General features: G+C 57.1%; 17 protein-coding genes. 13 read left to right on the top strand and 4 right to left on the bottom strand.

Translation table 11 applies throughout. From position 1 onward, the window contains the following. Window positions 1-100 precede the first annotated feature (100 nt). Complete coding sequence (locus BM346_RS07580) at window positions 101-1,465, bottom strand: alanine/glycine:cation symporter family protein (RefSeq protein ID WP_227662866.1); 1,365 nt, start codon at window positions 1,463-1,465, stop codon at window positions 101-103. A gap of 226 nt (window positions 1,466-1,691) precedes the next feature. Here BM346_RS07580 and BM346_RS07575 point away from each other — a divergent pair, with 226 nt between their 5' ends. Next, window positions 1,692-3,122, top strand: coding sequence for a sodium/proline symporter (locus BM346_RS07575; RefSeq protein ID WP_092010359.1), 1,431 nt, complete (start codon window positions 1,692-1,694; stop codon window positions 3,120-3,122). A 40-nt stretch (window positions 3,123-3,162) separates the two neighbouring features. Here the strand turns inward: BM346_RS07575 and BM346_RS07570 are convergent, their stop codons facing one another. Together BM346_RS07570 and BM346_RS07565 are read right to left on the bottom strand one after the other, a co-directional pair. Then, a complete protein-coding gene (locus tag BM346_RS07570; protein ID WP_206675680.1) occupies window positions 3,163-3,462 on the bottom strand; it encodes a hypothetical protein in 300 nt (99 codons plus the stop codon). A 95-nt stretch (window positions 3,463-3,557) separates the two neighbouring features. Next, window positions 3,558-4,028, bottom strand: coding sequence for a DUF4468 domain-containing protein (locus BM346_RS07565; protein ID WP_167812625.1), 471 nt, complete (start codon window positions 4,026-4,028; stop codon window positions 3,558-3,560). Between the two features lie 266 nt (window positions 4,029-4,294). Here BM346_RS07565 and BM346_RS07560 point away from each other — a divergent pair, with 266 nt between their 5' ends. The 4 genes from BM346_RS07560 (at window position 4,295) to BM346_RS07545 (ending at window position 9,466) form a co-directional block, all read left to right on the top strand. Beyond that, window positions 4,295-5,497, top strand: a complete 1,203-nt coding sequence (locus BM346_RS07560; RefSeq protein WP_092010354.1) for a Bcr/CflA family efflux MFS transporter — start codon at window positions 4,295-4,297, stop codon at window positions 5,495-5,497. A gap of 172 nt (window positions 5,498-5,669) precedes the next feature. Beyond that, window positions 5,670-8,129: a diguanylate cyclase gene (locus BM346_RS07555; protein ID WP_139229919.1), complete on the top strand. Its 2,460-nt coding sequence runs from the start codon at window positions 5,670-5,672 to the stop codon at window positions 8,127-8,129. A gap of 66 nt (window positions 8,130-8,195) precedes the next feature. Further along, complete coding sequence (locus BM346_RS07550) at window positions 8,196-8,945, top strand: MBL fold metallo-hydrolase (RefSeq protein ID WP_092010348.1); 750 nt, start codon at window positions 8,196-8,198, stop codon at window positions 8,943-8,945. Between the two features lie 128 nt (window positions 8,946-9,073). Continuing rightward, window positions 9,074-9,466, top strand: coding sequence for an EAL domain-containing protein (locus tag BM346_RS07545; protein WP_265013559.1), 393 nt, complete (start codon window positions 9,074-9,076; stop codon window positions 9,464-9,466). A 95-nt stretch (window positions 9,467-9,561) separates the two neighbouring features. Here the strand turns inward: BM346_RS07545 and BM346_RS07540 are convergent, their stop codons facing one another. Then, window positions 9,562-10,473 carry a LysR family transcriptional regulator gene (locus BM346_RS07540; RefSeq protein WP_092010341.1) on the bottom strand — a complete coding sequence of 304 codons (912 nt, stop codon included), beginning with the start codon at window positions 10,471-10,473 and terminating at the stop codon, window positions 9,562-9,564. Window positions 10,474-10,680: 207 nt separating this feature from the next. Between BM346_RS07540 and BM346_RS07535 the strand changes: the two genes are divergently transcribed. The 8 genes from BM346_RS07535 to BM346_RS07495 all read left to right on the top strand — a co-directional run bounded on the left by BM346_RS07535 (window position 10,681) and on the right by BM346_RS07495 (window position 18,847). After that, a complete protein-coding gene (locus tag BM346_RS07535; protein WP_092010338.1) occupies window positions 10,681-11,226 on the top strand; it encodes a hypothetical protein in 546 nt (181 codons plus the stop codon). 53 nt (window positions 11,227-11,279) lie between these two features. Next, window positions 11,280-12,863 (top strand): GMC family oxidoreductase, encoded by a 1,584-nt coding sequence (locus BM346_RS07530; protein WP_092010335.1) that lies wholly within the window; start codon window positions 11,280-11,282, stop codon window positions 12,861-12,863. Between the two features lie 45 nt (window positions 12,864-12,908). Then, window positions 12,909-13,442 (top strand): lactoylglutathione lyase, encoded by a 534-nt coding sequence (gene gloA / locus BM346_RS07525; protein WP_092010332.1) that lies wholly within the window; start codon window positions 12,909-12,911, stop codon window positions 13,440-13,442. 458 nt (window positions 13,443-13,900) lie between these two features. Next, complete coding sequence (locus BM346_RS07520; protein WP_092010329.1) at window positions 13,901-15,193, top strand: tyrosine-type recombinase/integrase; 1,293 nt, start codon at window positions 13,901-13,903, stop codon at window positions 15,191-15,193. A 34-nt stretch (window positions 15,194-15,227) separates the two neighbouring features. After that, a complete protein-coding gene (locus BM346_RS07515; RefSeq protein ID WP_139229918.1) occupies window positions 15,228-15,491 on the top strand; it encodes a hypothetical protein in 264 nt (87 codons plus the stop codon). A 2-nt stretch (window positions 15,492-15,493) separates the two neighbouring features. Continuing rightward, window positions 15,494-16,162 carry a hypothetical protein gene (locus tag BM346_RS07510; protein WP_092010324.1) on the top strand — a complete coding sequence of 223 codons (669 nt, stop codon included), beginning with the start codon at window positions 15,494-15,496 and terminating at the stop codon, window positions 16,160-16,162. Between the two features lie 347 nt (window positions 16,163-16,509). Then, a complete protein-coding gene (locus BM346_RS07500; RefSeq protein WP_092010318.1) occupies window positions 16,510-16,884 on the top strand; it encodes a hypothetical protein in 375 nt (124 codons plus the stop codon). Continuing rightward, window positions 16,865-18,847 carry a hypothetical protein gene (locus BM346_RS07495; protein ID WP_139229917.1) on the top strand — a complete coding sequence of 661 codons (1,983 nt, stop codon included), beginning with the start codon at window positions 16,865-16,867 and terminating at the stop codon, window positions 18,845-18,847. Before BM346_RS07500 ends, BM346_RS07495 begins: the two co-directional genes overlap by 20 nt. Window positions 18,848-18,904 lie beyond the last annotated feature (57 nt).

Below are 18,904 nucleotides of genomic sequence, written 5' to 3'. Positions count from 1 at the left end.
TGACAGTCTAGAAGTGGTCTCCCGAAGTGCAACGTGGGCGGGGTGTTGGTATCAGGTGGTGACGCGCCTTTCTGTCGTGAGGGCGGGTTCCGCCACGGCCTCAGGGTTTGAGATACTCCCGAGCCGCCTCCATCACCTTTGGCGCCAGTATCAAACTGGCAATCATGGTGGGAATCGCCATCAGGGCATAGCCGATGGTGATCAGGAAAATGACGGCCTGAAGGGAGATCACCGCGCCCAGGACAATGAGGGCGACATAGACATACTTGTACCAGTGCTGGCGCTCGGCACCGATCAGGAAGCCCAGGCATTTGGCGCCGTAGTACCAGAAGGTGAACATGGTGCTCATGCTGAACACGGTCACCAGCAGCATGATGATCCAGGGCCCGATTGGACCGAGGGACTGTTCAAACGCCCTGGCGGTCAGCGCGGCGCCGGCCACATCGGTGCCGGCTTTCCAGGCGCCGGTGGTGATCAGTACCAGGGCGGTGAGGGTGCAGACCACCAGCGTATCGATCACCGGCCCCATCATCGCCACCAGGCCTTCCCGCACCGGCTCATCCGTGCGGGCGGCACCATGGGCCATCACTTCCGTGCCCACACCGGCTTCGTTGGAAAATGCCCCCTGGCGGACCCCGGTTATCACCACGCCCATCAGGCCACCGGCAGCCACGGCGGACAGGTCACTCTCAAAGGCATGGGTGAAAATGGAGGCCAGGGCTGCCGGCACCTGTTCGATATTGATGGCGATAATGACCACCACGAAGAACAGGTAAAGCACAACCATGGACGGCACCAGCCTGGCGGCGGAATACCCCACCCGCCGCACCCCGCCAAAAATGACGAGGCCCACCAGAGCGGCGATGGCGAGTCCGAACCAGAGGTTGAAGGTCGCCACCTGATCCCCCGAAATAACATCAAAGGGGAGCAGGACGGACTCGCGCATAGTCTCGGTAAGCTGGTTGATCTGGAATACGGGCAGGGTACCAATCAGCCCCGCCAGACAGAAGAAAACCGCCAGGGGCATCCATCGGCCGCCCAGACCTTCCCGGATGACATACATGGGGCCGCCCTGGACATTGCCGCGACTGTCCTGGCCGCGGTACATGATCGAGAGCGTGCAGGTGAAAAACTTGGTGGCCACGCCGAGCAGCGCGGTTATCCACATCCACAGTAGCGCGCTGGGACCGGCGTAACTGACGGCGAATGCCACGCCGGCAATGTTGCCAAGGCCCAGCGTGCCCGACAGGGCGGCCGACAGGGCCTGGAAATGGGTGATATCGCCGGGGTCGTCGTCACGGTCGTATTTGCCCCGCAGAATGTTGATGGCGTGGCCGAAATAGCGGTAGGGGAGGGCCCGGGAGTAAACCACAAAGAACAGACCCCCACCCACGATGATAAAGATCAGGGGCGCGCCCCAGAGAAAATCCGATGTCTTTCGAAGCCATGACTCCAGCTGGTCCAAAAATACGCTCCTGGCTCTACTGTTCTGGCTAGATTCTAGCAGCTTCAGAGCGTGTCGCTGGCTGACAGGCGGGGAGGCCGTCAGGAAAGTTTCGGCCCGGCTTGCTACAGTTAGGGGCAGGCACATCGGCAAATGATTGAATTTCCCTGATTATAAAGGCCGGTTGCGTTGAGGCGCCGGCGCGGACAGATAAGACAGCGAACGTACCGACAATCAAGGATTCCCTATGGAGCCAGCGATATGGTCATTCAGCATTCTGCTTATTCTGATTACCCTGGCGGGCGCATTCTCATTTGTTCGCAGGCGCCGCACCACTGGTGACTATCTGGTGGCCAGCCGCCAGGTAAAACCCTGGCTGTCGGCCCTTTCGGCGGTTGCCACCAACAACAGCGGTTTCATGTTCATCGGCATGATCGCTTTTTCCTACCGGGTGGGGCTTGAGTCTATCTGGATGGCCATCGGCTGGATCCTCGGGGACCTGACCGCCTGGCTGTTCGTCCATCCCAGGGTGCGGGAGCAGTCCGGGCGCATCAAGGCCAAGACCCTTGCGACTCTCGTCGGCACTCATAACGGCAAGGAAGACCGGGTACTGATTGTCCTGGGTGGTGTCATCACCTTCATATTCCTAGGGGTCTATTCCGCCGGTCAGTTCAAGGCCGGCAGCCTGGCGCTTCACGCCTTGTTCGGGTGGGACATGTGGGTCGGTATCGTTATCGCCATGATCGTTGTCATCATCTACTCCTTTGCCGGGGGCATCCGCGCGACCATCTGGACCGATGCGGCCCAGAGCCTGGTGATGATCGGGTCCATGGGGATGATTCTGATCATGTCCTGGCAGACCATTGGCGGGCTGCCGGCTCTGTTCGACAATCTCCGGGAGCAGGATCCGGCCCTGATGTCGCTTTTTCCCGATAATCTTGAGTTCGGAATCCTTTTCTACCTGCTGGGCATGATGTCAGGGGGCTTCGGGTCCATGGGGCAGCCCCAGATCATGGTCCGTTTCATGGCAATCGAATCAGTGGAGGCCATCAAGCGGGCACGGGTCTGGTATTTCGTCTGGTTCGTACCGTTTTTCGCGGCTTCGGTGGGGGTAGGGCTGTACAGTCGTGCAATCCTCCCCGACCTGCCCAATATGCAGATCGCCGAAGGCGTCACCCAGCCCACGGAGTTGGCGTTGCCCCTGATGACCATGGAAATGCTGCCGGCGTTTTTCGTGGGCATCTCCCTCGCCGGTCTCTTTGCCGCGACCATGTCTACCGCGGACTCCCAGGTGATCGTCTGTTCCGGCTCCGTCACACAGGATGTGCAGCCGCGCTGGAAAGACTCCTACATTGCCTCCAAGGTGGCCACCATTTCCATCGCGACCCTGGCGTTACTGGTGGCGCTGTACGCCCCGGAAGGCGTCTTCGGGCTGGTTCTGATTGCCTGGTCGGCCCTCGCCGCGAGTCTTGGCTCGGTGTTGTTGCTGCGGATTTTCAAGCTGCCCTTTTCCACCGGAACCGCGGTCGCGATGATGTTCACAGGGTTTGGCACCGTACTGGCGTGGCATCTGTCGCCCTTTAACGATGACATCTTCAAGCTGCTGCCCGGGCTGGCGGCTGCTTTCCTGGTGTATCTGCTGAGCCGGATACCGGGCTGGCTGGGCTGGCGGCGTTGAGGCCGGGGTGGCATCCCGGCGATGGGGCTGTCGGCGCCTGTCAGGCGGCACGGATGGCGATTGGCCGGCGCTTTCTTCCCCACCGCCCCGGCTGGGCCTCAATGACGCCCGGCAGGAAGTTGTTCAGGGGTTTCGTCTCCACCGGGTCGATGCAGAAGCCCGAGGAGCGGCCCCAGGTGGTCAGCACGACCTGGTCATCATGGCGGGCCCGGACGAAGCAGAGGCCCTGCTGGCCTTCCTTCAGTTTGCCGTGCCGGGGGCAAAGATCACACTGGATGCGGCCGTCGTCGAGCCCGTGCCAGCAACGGGTGGGAACCTGCTGGGGAGTTGTGCCTGTCAAATCGATACTCAGCCAAAGATGCCCTCTCAGGGCAGGAATATGCCTCTTCCCTGAGACACATCCGCAGCGTTTGTGTTCCCCTGCGTGAGGGCTGATCAGTCTTCCCTGAGCGCCTCCTCAAGACCTGCCGACAGGTCGTTGAAATGGGAAACAATGACATCTTCCGCATCTTTGCTGGGCCAGCCGAAACCGGAGCATTCACGGAAAGGGGTAATATCTTCGATCAGTTGCAGTTCCAGCCGGGCCGCTTCGTCCTGACTCTGAAACCGGATGTGGTATTCGGCGGAGCAGTACTCTCTGGCAATCCGCCAGCTGGCCAGCCCCCGGCCGGTCAGGGTGCCTGCCTCCTGGTTCTCAATCTCAAATTCGGATTGCCGGTCATCGAGGGTAGCATCGAAGTAATTCCTGGCACGGCGCCACAGCTCTTGCCGGTCCGCTCCCGCCACCTGATAGTCGTAAGTGAACGTTTGTTGCTCAACTTCTTCAAGGGACTTTTCCTCCTGCATCATGCCGGCGCAGGCAGAGAGCATAAAAGCCAGACTCGTGAGTATCGTTAGTCTGATCATCCGTTCCTCCTTTATTTCGACAGGTAATTCCGGGTGAATCTCGGCGCCCTCGAAGGGGAAGCGACCGTGTCGATGGTCTACCCACTCCCTGAACAGACTTTTCCGGCCCGGTGGAGCCGTTAATCGGCCGCCGGCTTCAGACACCATCTTCTTCAGGGTAGGTGACAGGCCGCCAACTTTCGACTTTCTGATATGTTCCATCCTCACCGCAGTTGCGCATCGGCTTGAAATACGGTTAGCTGTCTACCTTCTTCAGGAGGTTGCCCTTGTCCCATTTCCAGCTTGCGCTTTTGCTCGGTATGACGGTCGCCCTGGGCCCACTGGCACTGGATGCGTACCTGCCGGCTTTTCCGGCGATTTCGGCTGATCTCGGGGTTGGCATGGGTGACGTCGGGCTGACCCTGAGTGCCTATGTTGGGGCGCTCGGTCTGGCTCAGCTGGTAGGCGGGCCCCTGTCCGACCGGTATGGCCGCCAGGTCATCCTGCTGGGGGGATTACTGATTTTCGGGGCTGCTGCCTTCATGGTGTCAAGGGCAGCGAGCCTTGACGAGATGTTGCTGTGGCGGGTGGTTCAGGGCATAGGCGGTGCTTTCTGCGCGGTATCGGTGCCGGCCATTGTGCGGGATACGACCCGCAGCCAGGATGCCGCCCGGTTGTTTGGCCTGATCGGGCTTATTATGTTCATCGCCCCTGCCGTGGCGCCGTCCATGGGGGCTCTGTTACTGGCCACGTGGGACTGGCCTGCCATTTTCCTGATGCTGACCGGCTACGCGATGCTGCTCGGGGTGGTCCTGAAGTTGCTGCTTTTCAGCCGTTTGCCACCCTGGACTCCGGCCTCCACTCCGGTGAAGACACTGATCACCAATTACAGCCTGGTTCTCAGGCACGCCACGACCATGCGCTTTATTGGCATCCAGGTGGCGTGTTTCAGCGCCATGCTGGTATTCATTACCCATGCCTCGTTCATCTATCAGGAGTGGTTCGGTCTTTCCAGCGCCCACTTTTCAGCTCTGTTCGCCGCCAACGTCGGCATGATGGCCCTGCTGAACGTGCTCAACCGGCGGCTGTTGCTCAGAATCCAGTCCGTGGTGCTGTTGCGGATCGGCGTCATGGTGCAGTTCGCTGCCATGCTCGCGCTGTTGGCAAGTGCGGCGCTGGCGGCGCCCTACTGGGTGGTTGCCGGCTGTATTATTCTGGCCGTTGGTTGCATGGGGGCCATCATTCCCAACAACATGGCCAATGCCCTGGAGTACTTTCCCGATCTCGGCGGAACAGCCTCGGCGCTGCTGGGCGCTACACAGTTTACTGTTGCCGGTATTGTCAGTGCCCTGTCGGCCATTTACGCCGGCGATGCCCTGCTCCCCATCGTGCTGATCATGGCCGGTTGTATACTGGGGGCGGTGGTTCTGGCGGTGGGGGCACCTGGTGCTGTTGACCGGGAGGCTTTGCGGCCAGCCCGGGAGCTCTGATCACGCATCGCCATCATCCTTTCTTTACTTCCCTGAGGCTTGTAGCTCGGAACAGTCTTGTATAGACTCCCGCGTCGCTTCAGGGACGTTGCCAATTTTTGCCCACGGCCCGCATGGATCGTGTGTCTGAAACGCCCATCCCAATAGCTCTGTGATTCCCGTAGCCCTGCCCATGTCTCCTGCTCCGAAAATCCGGCAACTCGCATTCCGCCTGGCGGTCATTCTTTCCCTCGTTGCCGCGGCCGGAGGCTTGCTGATTGTACTCGGGTGGTGGGGTTCCATACCGATCCTGCCCGTACCGCTGCCCGACCGTTCGGATGTGGGGGCCATCGGAGGCTTTGCTCTGCTCTTCGGTGGAATATCGACGGCGACGGTGTTCATGTCCGGTCAGTGGCGGTGGTTATCGCCCGCTGCAGGAACCGTTGTCCTGGTCCTCGCCTTGTGGGGCTTGGTCGGTGGGTTTCCGAAAGGGCTCCCGCTGGATGCCGCGCCGTTATCATTGCCGTCAGCTGCCACCTTCCTGCTGTTGGCCGTCGGCATGCTGAGCCTTCGCGCCACCCGCCAGTTGCAGGTGGTAGCGACAGGTGTGGCGGCGCTGTGCGCCCTTCTGGTCTGCATTTACAAGCTCGTGGTTTATGCCTACTGGTTCCAGGACCCCTCGGGCCGCGTGCTGCTGCTTTCCATGCCTCCACAGAGTGCGGCTCTTCAGGCGCTCCTTGCCCTGGCGTTGCTTGGCCACCTCGTTCACAGGCTCAAAAAACCTCCAGGCAAGGCTCCCGGCCTGGTCCTTGGCTCGTACGGTCTCATGGTCGTGATCTGCATACTGGGATGGGCCCACTTCAACCATGAGGAAAGCGTGGCGGTCCGGAAGGATGCCGAGCAGCTGGCGGCGAACCTTTCCCGCGTACTCGAGGAGCATGTCTACCGGAGTTTCGATCCCATCGACCTGGTTTTCGGTGAGGTTGCGAGGCAAGCCAGGACCAGTGGCCTTGGTTCGATCACTGAGTCCCGAGAGGAGTGGCGAAACCTCAGGGCAACCGCCGAATCGCTCCCTCAGGTCAGTGCCCTGATAATCCTTGACGCCCAGGGCGACTTCCGCCTGTTCAGCCGTCAGTTTCCGCCACCTGGCGGCAATTACAGCCACCGCGACTACTTTGAGGCCCATAAAGCCGGTGCAACGCGGCATCTGGGTGAACTGGTGGCCGCAGGTACATCCGGCAAGCCCATATTCACCTATAGCCGTCGTCTCGATGATAGTGATGGGAACTTCGCAGGGGTGGTGCTCGCATCGCTGGAGATCGGCTATTTCCAGGCGTTCTACCGGTCACTCGACCTGGGCCCGGGGGCGGCGGTCGGATTGTTCCGGCGTGACGGCGAGCTCCTGATGCGGGCGCCATTGCTGCCGGATATTGCCGAACAGGATCTCACCCGGCATCCCATCTACACCAGCCTCATCCACCAGAGCCCTGCGGGAACTTTCGTGGGGTACTCACCTTATGATGGCGAGCAGAAGCTTGCCTACTATCTCGCCTCTGACAGTCTTCCTTTCGTGATCAATACCGTGATGGGAATGAACAGTGTGATCATGCCTTTCGAGCGCCGATTTGTGCAGTCGACGGGGGTGTTGGCGTTGGTCCTTGCATTGATGGCGACGATGATGCTCGTTCAGTTGCGGGCGCTGGAGCGAACAGCGTTGTCCTATGACCGGGTCCGTCAGAGTCAGCGATTTGCCCAGGGGGTGCTGGATTCCGTTTCGCCGGCGATTGCGATCGTATCTCCCACGGGGGAGATTATCAGTGTAAATGCCGCGTGGCGCCGGTTTGGCCAGGAAAATGGTGCCAGCGACTCGACCAGCCATATCGGACAGAACTACCTCAGTACCTGCCAGGGTGCCGAAGGCGACCATGCCGAAGGTGCGGACCTGGTCGCTGAGGGCCTGTCCGCGGTGATCACCGGAACCAGTAAGGAGTTCGAACACGTCTATCCCTGCCCTGGCCCGGGTGGCGAGCGCTGGTACCGGATGAAGGTGCTGCCAATGAGCGATGGTAGCGGTCGAGTGGTGGTCAGTCATGAGTCGGTCACGGAACTCAAGCAGGCTGAGGCCGCACTCAAGACTGCGGCCAACACGGATCAGTTGACGGGCCTGAATAACCGGCGCGCCGTAATCGAACAGGCGGAGAGCCACATTGCCAACGCCCGCCGCCATCATCACCCGCTCTCGCTGCTGATGATCGACTGTGACCACTTCAAGAAGGTCAACGACACTTTCGGACATGCCGGCGGCGATGAGGTGCTGCGGCGACTCGCCGGGATTATTCGTGAAACCTGTCGGACCGGGGATATCTTCGGCCGTCTGGGTGGGGAGGAATTCGTTGCTGTTCTTCCTTACACCACAGGGGACGGTGCGAAGATACTTGCCGAGCGCCTTCGACAGGCCGTGGAGCATGCCAGCGTCACGCATGATGGCGACGTGATCATCTTTACGGTCAGTGTTGGTGTTGCAACCCTGAAGACGGAGATGGATATTACTGAAGTGATGAAAGAGGCGGATCAGGCTCTGTACCATGCCAAAGCGAATGGCCGTAACCGGGTGGCGGTGATGGCTGGGGAGACCGTTTCACCTGAAGTTTGAGTTGGGGGTTGTCCCGGAAATTAGGCTAGAGTTTGAGGAGAAACACACGCCGACAGGGAGTAGCCGATGATTTTTCGACAGCTGTTTGAACCCGTATCCAGCACTTACACCTATCTGTTGGGCTGCGAGGAAACCGGGCGAGCGGTCCTGATCGATCCGGTCGTCAACTCGATCGAGCGTGACCTTGCAGAGCTGGCCAGGCTGGGGCTTAAGCTGGAATACACTCTGGACACCCACATCCACGCCGATCACATCACCTCCGCCCGAGAGCTGAAACAGAAAACGGGCAGCAAAATCGCGGCACCCGCCATGGACTGCCTGCCCTGCACGGACCTGGGAGTTGAAGAGGGGAAACCGTTGCAGGTAGGCCGGCTCAGCCTGCAGCCTATTCATACGCCGGGCCATACCGACGGCCATTTCGCCTACCGCCTGGACGACCGTATTTTTACGGGCGACGCTCTCCTGATCGAAGGTTGCGGCAGAACGGATTTTCAGAACGGCAGTACTGATGCCCTCTATCGGTCCGTAACTGAAAAGCTTTTCACCCTACCGGAGGACTATCTGGTCTATCCGGCCCATGATTACAAGCAACGGCGCATTTCGAAAATTGGTCAGGAGAAGGATCGCAATATCCGATTGGGTCAGGGAAAAAGCCTTGAGGAGTTTCGGGAGATCATGGACAGGCTCGATCTCGCGTATCCCAAATTCATCGACTATGCGGTTCCGGGGAATAAACAGTGTGGTGTATGTCCGACGGATCTACCTGAAAGATTGCATCATTATTGTGAGCAAATGGCCCGTACCCCTCAAGGGTGACCGGAGAGGAAATCGAACCACCGGTAGCAGGCAAGGGCAGCATAGGGTTCGCCGTCAGGCGAAGATTAGCTGGATTGCAGATTGCAGAGGTCGCTGGATATCGTTACCGATGCTTTCCAGAAAGGCTTTTGCAGGAAATTCAGCGCAGGCAGGCTCGCGAGGACGACCTCCCGCATCTCGCGCTTCACGACGTTGCCGAACTTGGTGTCCACATTTCAATCGATGATTTCGGTACCGGCTATGGCTCCCTGGTCTATCTCAGTTCGTTGCCGGTCAATGCGATCAAGATCGACCGCCAGTTCATCCAGGCCGCGCCAACCACGACGGAAGCGGCCACTATTGTTTCGGCATTGGTCGGGCTGGCCCGGATGCTGGACCTCCGGGTTGTGGGGGAGGGTATAGAAACCGCCGAGCAACTAGAGTTTTTGCGGCGACAGTCCTGCCAGCTCGCAGAGGGTTACTGGTTCAGTTATCCGCTAGGCCTGGCCGATCTTGAGTGCTATTTGCAGAACAAGGCATAGCCTCCATCGACGACTCATACCTGCTGGTAACCGCGAACGCGCATTTGTCTATGCAATTCTCTTGAGCCCAAAGGCTACATGAGGTCTTCATCGGCTTAAAGCAGGGAGGGGAACTGCTCTTCATCGGCAAAGCTCTCTGACAGCGTGTCGAAGACTCGCCTGACCCTGGGTGGCACCGGTCCCCGCTGTGGCCTGTAAACGAAAAGCGAGAGTGGTGGGGGTTCAAATTCCCTCAGGACGGGCACAAGCAAGCCTTCGCGGATATAGGGAATGACAAGGAACGCTGCAATCTGTCCAAATACCCAGCCATTCATTACCGCCTGCAGCTCGGCCTCAGGATCGTCCGATAAAAACCTTGGAGCGTGTGGCGTATGGGTGAAGCCATTGAATCGCCACGGCCAGACCCGGCCAGAGTTACGGTCGATCCGTCCGGAAACAGGGCGTGTCATCAAGTCCGAAATTCGCTTAGGCTCCCCAACCCTAGCGATCAGTTTTGGAGTTGCCACCACCATAAGAGGGACCTTTGCCGCCTCCCGGGCGACAAACCGATTGTCGAGGAGGGCTCCAACCCGGATTCCTATATCGATCTGTGCTCCGACAGTGTCGGTCACCTCATCTTCAAGACGCAGGTCGATCAGGCACTCGGGCGCGGCCCTGATCAACGGTTCCAGCAAAGGGAGAATGTGCCTCCTGCCCACTGAGTGGGGTGCTGTAATTCCGACCCGCCCTGCATATCGCTGATTGTCCGACGTGTCCGATTGTTCGAATAAAAGCTCCAGCTCAGCCATCAGGCTGCTGGATTCACTCAGAAACTGCTCGCCAAATTTCGTGATCTGGATCTGTCGCGTACTTCGATGGAAAAGCAGCTCTCCCAATTGGTCCTCGAGCTCTTTCACGGCCCGGCTGATGGTCTGGGGCGAGGTTCCCAACTGGAAAGCGGCATCCCGGAAACTTTCGGAATGGGCTGTGGTAACAAAGATCTTGAGCAGGCGAAAGCGATCGTACATGGATCTCTCCGGGGGCACGGTCTCGTCAGCATAGACGACATTGTTCCATTTTCCGGAATTTAGAAAGCCAGAATTTTTCCTACCAGGCAGGCTTCTGCCTGATTACCCTGACTCTACTTGCCGAAAGCGCAATAAAACCACAACAACAAGATGAAGGCGCCGAACTGCTGAACATTAGGAGGTCGTACGCCTTTTGGGGGAGTCACCATGTCATTATCCCGCAGAAACTTTCTCAGAAACAGCCGTAACGCCCTGATCGGAGCCCTGGCATTCAGCAATGGAGCCATTGCGTTACTCGCTCCATCGAGAGCCTGGTCGTTGCCGCTGCAAATGCTCACCACGACCGAGGCCGAGACACTCCTCAAACTTACCCGGCACATCTTTCCACACGAGACTCTTGAAGACGCGGTCTATGCGTTTGTGGTCAGAGATCTCGACAAAAACCCGGCTACGCATTCACTAATGGACACTGGCTTGAAGGACCTCAACCGGCGGGCTGGTGGTGACTGGCTTGCTTTAGACTCTGAGGAACAATTCCGCCATGTCGAGGCAATTGCCGGTACCCAGTTCTTCGAAACCATCCGTAGCACTGCGGTGGTCTCACTTTATAACAATGAACTGGCCTTCGCACACTTCGGCTATGAGGGTGCCAAGGGTGATGGTGGTTACCTCTATGCCGGTTTTAACGATCTTGAGTGGTTGCCAGACCCTGCGCCGGCAGACAGCGGAATCAAGCCACGCTTACCAGGCTGATTCTAAATTGCTCCATTTGATAATTCCTATAAAAAACAGTCTGGAGAAATCCCATGTCATTGACTGAAAAACAGGCAACCTTCTCCCATGATGACGACGACGTTGTAGTGGTCATCGGATCCGGTGCCGGCGGCGGCACCCTGGCCAACGGCCTTGCCCGACAGGGTATCAACACTGTGGTTCTGGAGGCGGGTGCACTACACACCACGGCCGACTTTCTGGCAGACGAGTGGGCGTCATTTTCCCAACTCGCCTGGCTCGACCCCAGAACAACTTCAGGCAGCTTTCGCCTGGCTACGGACTTTGCCGGGCTTCCGGCCTGGATTGTAAAAGCAGTGGGTGGTACCACCATTCATTGGGCGGGCGCGAGTCTGCGGTTCCAACCTCATGAGTTCCAGGCGCTGACCCACTACGGCCCGGTCAAAGACGCCAACCTGCTTGACTGGCCCGTCGGTTATGACGAGCTGGCCCCCTACTATGCAGTTGCCGAAGACCGGATGGGTGTTACCCGGACGAACGGCATTGGCGGATTGCCCGGCAACAATAACTTCAAAGTGATGTACGCGGGCGCAAAGAAGCTGGGCTACAACTGTAACACCGGCCACATGGCCATCAACAGTCAGCCCCGGAACGGTCGACTGGCCTGCCAGCAGCGTGGTTTCTGCTTTCAGGGGTGTCGCTTCGGAGCCAAGTGGTCAACACTCTATTCCGAACTACCTGAGGGTATTGCTACGGGGCATCTCGAGATCCGGCCCGAGTCCCACGTGGCCCGGATTGAACACGACAAGAAAGGTCGGGTGAATGCCGTTGTCTACTTTGATAAAAATGGCAAAGAGCAGCGTCAAAAAGCTCGTGTTGTGGCTGCTGCGGGGAACTCCATCGAGACTCCGCGGCTTCTGCTGAACTCCGCTTCTTCGATGTTCCCCGATGGTCTGGCCAACAGCTCAGGCCAGGTGGGAAGAAACTACATGCGACACATGACGGGCTCGGTGTACGCCACCTTCGACAAGCCGGTTCACATGTATCGTGGTACTACCATGGCCGGAATCATCTCGGACGAGGCCCATCATGATCCCTCCCGTGGATTCGTGGGCGGCTATGAAATGGAAACTCTCTCACTCGGACTGCCGTTCATGGCTGCGTTTCTCAACCCTGGAGCCTGGGGAAAGGACTTCACGCGGGCAATGGACCAATATGACAATATGGCGGGGATGTGGCTTGTAGGCGAGGATATGCCTCGTGAATCCAACCGCATTTCGCTCAATACGGAGGTCAAGGACGCCTATGGCATGCCGGTTGCCAACGTGCATTACGACGACCATCCAAACGACATTGCCATGCGCGAGCATGCTTTCGAGAGGGGCGAAGCCATATACGGGGCTGTGGGTGCTCTGGAGACTATCCGTACCCCGCCATACCCGTCCACTCACAACCTCGGCTCTTGCCGGATGAGCCAGAAGGCCGAGGATGGGGTCTGCAATGGCACTGGCCAGACCCATGATATCCCGAACCTGTTTATTTCTGACGGCAGCCAGTTCACGACTTCGGCGGCGGAAAACCCGACTCTGACAATCGTCGCCCTGGCACTGAGGCAGTCCGAGAAGATGGGGCAGATGTTAAAGCAGGGAGCAGTCTGAGTCGCTCCCGCTAAGCGAACCACCAACCAGCAAGAGAAATAGAGTATGAGCTTTTCCGGTGAAAACTACCCAGGCGTGAAGTCACCAACGAAAGATTCGGCAGGTTTCCGTTTGAATCACACGATGCTCCGGATAAAAGATCCAGAGAAATCCCTGGCCTTTTATACGCATGTTCTGGGCATGACCGTGCTGCGACGTCTCGACTTTGAAGAGATGCAGTTCTCACTGTACTTTTTGACTCCATTAGCCGCAGAGCACTCAGTGCCGGACAACAAAAGCGATCGGACGGTCTGGACCTTCAGTCAGACAGGCATCCTTGAGTTGACTCATAACTGGGGAACGGAAGATCAGGAGGGCTTCAGCTATCACGATGGCAACGCCCAACCTCAGGGCTTCGGTCACATCTGCATTTCAGTGCCGGATCTGGACGCTGCCATCGCTTGGTTTGACGCCAACGAGGTCACCTACGTGAAGCGTCCGGAAGATGGCAAGATGAGGGATGTAGCGTTCATCAAGGATGTTGACGGTTACTGGATTGAAATTGTTGAGGCAGGCCGTCTCGGAAATCTTGGGGACTGAAGGCTTGGAGCGGTCTCCCGCACCTTATGGCCAGGCCTCGTGCCTGGCCTTTTTTGTTTGTGTGGAGCCCCACCGACAAAGCACATCTTAAGATTGGACCGGCTGCCATAGATAAATGAGGAGGACAGCGATTAGTGAAACAGTTTGAGCGCACCTCCGCGTGTATGCTCCCTGCCTGAACGGCTGATGACGGTGCAGAAACAACAAAGCCCGCACGAGGCGGGCTAAGTCATTGAATATGATGGTGCCCGGAGGCGGAATCGAACCACCGACACGGGGATTTTCAATCCCTAAAAATCTGCGTTTTTCCGCATTGATCGACCCTTCCAAAAACCCACTAAAACCCTTTAAATTCAACTATTAGTTGAATTTCTGTCTTCCTATTGTATTGATCGAAATTTACTCGTATTCTCGAAATCTGCTTACATATTGCTTACACGTTTCGAGGGGTGGCAGGGATGAGGGTAAATCTGACAGCGGGCAGGGTAGACGGGTTTACCCCCGGTGCTGATGGCAAGCAAGCGTTCTTGTGGGATTCCACGGTGCCAGGGTTAGCAGTTCGTGCCACCGCAAAGACCAAAGCATTCATCTATCAGGGCCGGATAGACGGTAAAGCCCTGCGGGTGACTATCGGTGACGTGAAGACCTGGGGCATTGATGATGCCCGCGCTGAAGCCCGTAAGCTTGGCACGCTGGTGGATCAGGGCATAGACCCCCGGTTGGAAAAGAAACAAAGGCTGGCGGAGGTCAGGGAAGCCCAGAAGGAATCAAAGCGGGCTGATGCCACCGTGGCTGATGCCTGGTCAGACTACATTGAAGCCCGGACGCCCCGTTGGGGTGAGCACCACCGCAAAGACCACCTGAAGATCAGCAAGCCCGGTGGCGAACCCCGCAAACGTGGAAAGGGAAAAACACAACCCGGAGTGCTGACCCCGTTGCTTTCCGTGAAGCTGGCGGACATAGATAGTCACACCGTGGGGCAGTGGTTGCAGAAGGAAGCGAAGGACCGGCCCACACAAGCCCGGTTAGCATTTGCACTTCTGCGGGCCTTCCTGCACTGGTGCGACGATCAACCCCGTTATCGGGGATTGGCGAGGCCTGATGCCTGCTCTACCCGGCTGGCGAAACAAACCCTACCTCGCAAAGGAGTGAAGGCGGATTGCCTGCAACGGGAACAGTTGCCCGTCTGGTTTGATGCTGTCCAGAAAATCCATAACCCGGTCATTGCTGCTTACCTGCAAATCCTGTTGCTCACCGGTGCCCGGCGGGGAGAGTTATCAACCCTGCAATGGGCAGACGTTGATACAAGGTGGGGAAGTCTGGCAATCCGTGACAAGGTTGAAGGAGAACGGGCGATTCCGCTGACTCCTTATGTAGCCTTCCTGATTGAATCGTTGCCCCGCCGGAATGAATGGGTATTTTCCAGCCCCACTGCGGAGAGTGGGCACCTTGTCGAGCCACGGGCACAACATACCCGCGCCCTAAAGGTGGCAGGCATTGAGGGGCTAACCCTGCATGGTCTCAGGCGGTCATTCGGAACTCTGTCGGAATGGGTAGAGGTGCCCGCCGGAATCGTAGCACAAATCCAGGGGCACAAGCCCAGCGCCACCGTTGAAAAGCACTACCGCCAGAGACCGCTAGACCTGTTGAAGCAGTGGCACACGAAAATAGAAAGCTGGATTCTGGAACAGGCCGGAATCAAGTTTGAACCACCGGTGGCAGGCCAGCGCCTGCGAGCCGTGAAACAGTGAACCTGCCAGCCGGGAACAATGGGAGAAAGGACCGATGATGCAGTACACCAAAGCCGGTGTTATCACCGAACAGGAAGCCCGCCAGCTTGAACAGGCAATGCAGGAAACCCGGTCAGGCAGACTCGGTGCCTTCACCGTGATGATGCAGACCGACAGTGATATTCAGGAAGAAACGAAGCATGACCCGCTGTATAAGACCGACTCGCTGGCGGATCTGCTGGAAGCCCTGGAAGCACACCGGAGGGTGGCTGATCTTATGGAAGCAGCAGTGAATCGCCTGGAAGGGATGCGGGGGTAATAGTGACCTGGTTCCTGCGTTTGATGGGTAAGCCCATCCATATTGTGATGAACGACGAGTGGGCTTCCCGTCACCGCCCTCTAACTTTTACGCTCCCTGCCGATGCTGCGTTATACGGCACTGCGGATTCGATAAAGCAGAGCCGCACACCTGAGGGCTATTTCCTGGTGTCTGATGTCGAGTTCTCGCCGGAGGGGATTCGGTTCATTCTCACCGATGGGAAACCGCTGTCGTTTGTGCCGGAGGATTGGAAGCAAGCCTGGCAGGCATCATCCACGCCGCGGAAGACTCTCAAATTGGCTGAGGTAACGGATGACTGGCTGGCCTTTATGTTTGGATACCGGGCATTCGATGGTACGCGCGGGAGAGAGAAAAACCGGGGGGATAAAGACTACCTGGTGAACACGGTTCACGGACTGCGGTATTTGCACGAACAGGAAGAAGGGGAGGAACTGACTGTGCCCGGCGCCATTGAACAGGTTGTTGAAGCGCTGGCTGAGGGAAAGGACGGTTTCCATTTTTCCGATGATGCCTCGTTGCCTTGGCCTGATAAGTGGAAAACTTCCGGTGCACTGCTGAAGGCTGTAAACAATGACCGTAAAGATGCTGCCGATATCAAGGGGTGGACCATCAAAAGAGGTAGACCGAAAGGGAAGAAGACAGACGAATAGGGGCAAATACTTTTTGTCCTATTTCTGAAAATACCCCTTCTATCATCGTGACTCGCGATGACCAAAACGAAGGGGTATAACCATGCGAGTCAAAAACCAACAATGTGAAATCCTAAACCGTGCCCGTGACGCTGTTTCGGCGTATTCCACCGAGGAAGTTGCTTTCCGTCACGGTGTCCAGCCTGGCTCAATCCGAGCCTCCCTTTGTCGGAAAGGCCACTGGTGTGGTATCCGCCCGATAAAGCTTCCGAACCGCCTTCTGGCTTGGCCTGCTGACGCTGTAGATCAGTTGCTGGCTCAGCCGCAAAACACTACCGAAAGCCAGCAAGCGTGAGGGAGGATCGATCATGTCTGTCATTCAAGTTGAAGCGTTTGAAGCGCCGCTGTCCTGGCCGTTGTCGGAAAGCATGCGGCTTGTTCTGAGGGACCAGGAAGGCCGTTTGTTCATTACACCCCGTGGTGCGTGTGTCTCAGATACCCGCGCTATGAGGAAGGCAGAGGCGGATGGTCAGCCGGTGTATGAACTGCACGGACGGATATTCATAAGCCTGAATTGGTTGTTCTCTGATGCCTGGCCTGATGCGTGTTTACCGAACATCAGGAAGATAATTCCCGCGGATGTACCTGTGAGGTTTTACACCGGAATGGCGGAAAAGCTGCCCGGCAAGTTGGTGCAGATAAAAGTGATAAGGAGGGTGCCCGATGTCTTCGGCAAGCACTGAACAGATGGTCCCGGATATACCACCGGAGGTACCAGAACCAAAGTGGTCAGCGGTGCCAATGGAGCTTCAGGAGTACCCGCAATGGGTACCCTGGAAGGCCGTAACGATCACAAAGCGGGATGGCACCAAGAAAGTCACCAAGGTCCCCTACAACCCTAAGACTAGAAAGAAGGCCAGTACCAGCAAGCGGGAACACTGGGGCACCTTTGACGATGTTTGCATGGCTTACATGATGGGAGGTTATGCCGGAATCGGGTTTGTCTTCACCGCGGATGACCCGTTCGTAGGGGTGGACCTGGATAACTGCTTTGACGAGTCGGGGAACCTGCGGGATGACGTACGGCGGGCAGTGGATGAGCTGCAATCATTCACCGAAAGATCACCGTCTGGAAAAGGGCTGCACATTATCTGCAAGGGGAAGCTGCCCGGCAAAGGCCATTGCGACAGCAAGGCAGGCAGGGAAATGTATCAGGAAGGCCGGTTCTTCACGATAACGGCTGACGTGGTGGAAGGATTGGGCACCGTTAAGGCAGGCGGCGCCGCCCTCAATACATTGTATTCGGATTGGTTCGGAGAATCCGCCAGCACTGACGCAAGTCTCACTGTCGGTGATCTGGATTGGGATGATGATGCACCGCTGGTGTCATTGGATGATATGGGAGTAAGCGGGCATATGAAAGCCCTGGTCAGGGACGGTGAAGGGATGGAGAAATACCTCGATTCAGAGGGCAACCCTGACCGCTCTAAAGCACTGTTTGCGGTGTGTCAGGAAATGGTGAGTGCGGGGGTGAACGTTGAATCAATCCTGACGGTGCTCACTGATAAGGAGCTCTTTCTGGCAAGCGCTGCCATAGACCGGCGGGGAGACGATAAGAAATCCGCAATGGAGTGGGTGTGGAAATACACTCTGGCAAAAGTGCTGGCGAAAAGTCGGGGGCTTGCTGATGAGTTTGATGATGATGTTTCGGTTTCTGGTGATGATCCGTTGGGCTGGATAGGAGGCTTCGAGGTGAGTGATGACGAAATGGACGAGATTCAGAATTCTGAGTTCATTGCTGATGGGCTGATCGTGCGCGGTCATTTGGTAGCAGTGGTGGCGGAGGCCAACGGGGGGAAAACCACTATATTTTTCCATCTCGCCGGGGAGATGGTCCAGAAAGGTTACACCGTGGTTTACGTGAATGCTGATGTATCGGGTGGTGATGCCAAACCCTATCACGCTATGGCGAAAGAAAAGGGTATTCGGTTGTTGTTGCCAGACATGAAGGTCGGCAAGTCCATGGATGATGTAGTGAAAATGCTTGAAAAAATGAGACTGGCGGAGGGTGACTATTCCGACTACGTGTTCATTTTCGATACCTGGAAGAAGATGTGTGATGTTCTCAGCAAGCGCGATGCAAAGAACGTGTTTATGACGCTGAGGGCGCTCACCGCCAGAGGGATGACTATCATTCTCCTGGCTCATACCAACAAATACAAAGGGGATGACGGGTTGCCGGTATATGAAGGCACTGTGGACCTGCGGAATGACTGTGATGAACTGATTTACTTGCTGCCGGAGAAACGGTCAGACGGCTCTATGGTTGTTTCCACGCTTCCAAATAAGACAAGGGCGGCAATAGATAAGATCACCTGGGAAATTGATCAGCACCGGAATGTCCGATTGCATGAAAGCTATGAAGACGTGCTGACGCGGCGCAAAGAGCGGGAACAGATTGCTACGGATCAGGATGTGATTGAACGGATTGAAGAACGGTTGCAGCAAGGCGAGGCGAAACAGTCTGAGCTACTCAGCTACTGCAAGGAGCATGGTCTTTCGCATCGACGAGTGCGGCGTTGCATCCAAAGATACTCTCAAAAGAATCGAACAATCAGCACCGTGTTGTGGTTGGAATCCGAGGGAGAGACGAACAACGCGAAAATCTATCGTCTGGTAGACGTGTTCGACGAAGTCCCCGCATAGGGAGCGTGTAATGCAAGTCCGCCCCCTGAAAAAGTGAATAACGAACAAACCTGGAAA

Source organism: Marinobacter daqiaonensis (genome assembly GCF_900115285.1).
GTDB classification, from domain to species: domain Bacteria; phylum Pseudomonadota; class Gammaproteobacteria; order Pseudomonadales; family Oleiphilaceae; genus Marinobacter; species Marinobacter daqiaonensis.
Note: the sequence above shows the minus strand (reverse complement) of the source record. Positions and strands in the feature narration are given on the sequence as shown.